A 1967-nucleotide genomic window follows, 5' to 3' on the forward strand; every position below is an offset into this window, starting at 1 on the left:
GGCGTGCTGCGCATCGGCGGTCACTTTGTTCTGGCGCAGTTGGATACCGTCCTTGAGCAAACTGGGGGAAGAGTCTCTGACGTTGGATTTACACCCTGGCAATATCAGGATCATGCTCAAGATTAGCAGTGACGTTTTTTTCATGAACACTCCATGTACATTATTAAAAATTACTTCCCGCCCGACAGGCGGTATCTCAGAAGCAGACAACGCTGCCTGCTCCTTTTACAACTCATCAGCTGCTGTAGAAGAAGGGACAGCAGGTTAAAATCGAAAACCGCCCCCTTTCACCCCTACTATCAATCAATTCTTCTCCGTCCACATATCAATGAATTCACGATCATGCCGCTTCTTTGTTAGCCAGATAAAAAAGTCGTCAAACTGCTCTTCCGACCAAGGGTCTAACGGATCAAGCTCCACAACTGGATATTCGAACACAAGGGTTCCTTGAGCCAAACCGATAAAACTAACTTCATTAACACCTGCCTGTCTATGAACCGACACAGCCCATGACGGATCAGTAAAAAGACTCTTGCCTTCATTGACAAACAGAACAGGCCCTTCAACTGAGGAATAGACCCCTACAAATCCACCTGGAAACTTGACATAAAAAGCCTTGTTTCGGGGCTTGCCCTGACCAACATCTTCCTCTGAAATTGGATTGTAATTCCGATCACATACCAGAACACAGCGCCTATCATTTTTATGTCGTAAATAAACATACCCCATGACCATTAACGCCCTATTAAGTGCATGTTTTGTTGAACATAAGAGTCAGGCTGCTTCTGTAACCATTCACCAAATTTCCCGAGTAGCGTATCAACATCCGGATTTGGCCGAGCTGCCGACTGAATAATATCAGAAGCATAGGGGACGGATCTATTTTCGACGCGCCTAGCAGGAGCAGTACCTTACTCATAAAATTAAAAATAAATCCGTCCCCTTTTACACATTCATTTTGCAACCACCGGCCCTTGTTGATAAATAAACTTCGAAAAGGGCGCATCCCATTTTAGGATCACACTACGCAACTATGTGTCTGTAGAAATATTTTCTCCCAGCTTCCCACTGCAACGACGCAATTCGATTCACGTAACCCATGACATCCTGCATACACCTATCGTCCACATCTTGCCCATAAAACACAGGACATTTTTCCCCACTCCAAACCGAAAGCAACGTTGGTGCATTGGCAAGCGGAAACTTTCTCTTTGAGTGCCTCGACTGAGCAACGGCCTCAATCAAAGTTTTGCATAGTAACCCGGGATGAGCAAGCGCACCCTCATAGTAATATGCACCAGTCACAAGCGACTTAGCAAATCCAGAGAACTTCTCGGACAGACCTATCAGATCAACCTCCCCACCAACATAACCCCATGGAAAAACCCTATCGATAGATGACAATATATCTTGCGAAGTTGAGACCTCACCATACTCACCAAGCAACGTGAACAGATAGGGAACCACCTCTGGCGAAAGAGTATCTGGCGCGGTAACGACCACGGTCAACATATCATCGTGATCAAGCTCTTCAAGAAGATTGCATACAAACGCAACATCCTGATGGCGAGCCGTATAACAATACAGCCGGATTGCCTGCTTCCTCACCGAGGCGTCTCGACAAGAAACAATTAGTTTCTGGAGACGTGATCGAACCGAAAAATCACCACGTTTCAGATGTTCACAGAGAAACTGAAGCTCACCAAGTTCGTCGACAGACTTCAAGCGAATGCTCTCTTGCATCTCCAATTCTGGCCCAAACCATACTCCTGGATGCAGGATATCAAAGTTTTGCATTTTATCCCTCATTAACGAAGCCCTTGTTGCCGCTGCCACAATAACACTTGGTTCTGGAACGTCGTAGCCTCAGTATGGCTTGGATTCAAGCATAGGGGACGGATTTATTTTCGACGCGCCTAGCAGGAGCAGTACCTTACTCATAAAATTAAAAATATAAAAATAAATCC

2 protein-coding genes are annotated in these 1967 nt (G+C 45.6%); both read right to left on the reverse strand.

Annotated elements, in window-relative coordinates; all coding sequences use genetic code 11:
* Window positions 1-303 precede the first annotated feature (303 nt).
* Complete coding sequence (locus M5C01_RS32650; protein ID WP_152742430.1) at window positions 304-729, reverse strand: hypothetical protein; 426 nt, start codon at window positions 727-729, stop codon at window positions 304-306.
* 294 nt (window positions 730-1023) lie between these two features.
* Window positions 1024-1797, reverse strand: coding sequence for an Imm47 family immunity protein (gene imm47, locus M5C01_RS32655; RefSeq protein WP_178130062.1), 774 nt, complete (start codon window positions 1795-1797; stop codon window positions 1024-1026).
* Window positions 1798-1967 lie beyond the last annotated feature (170 nt).

The organism is Pseudomonas sp. MWU12-2319 (assembly GCF_023242525.1).
GTDB classification, from domain to species: domain Bacteria; phylum Pseudomonadota; class Gammaproteobacteria; order Pseudomonadales; family Pseudomonadaceae; genus Aquipseudomonas; species Aquipseudomonas gingeri_D.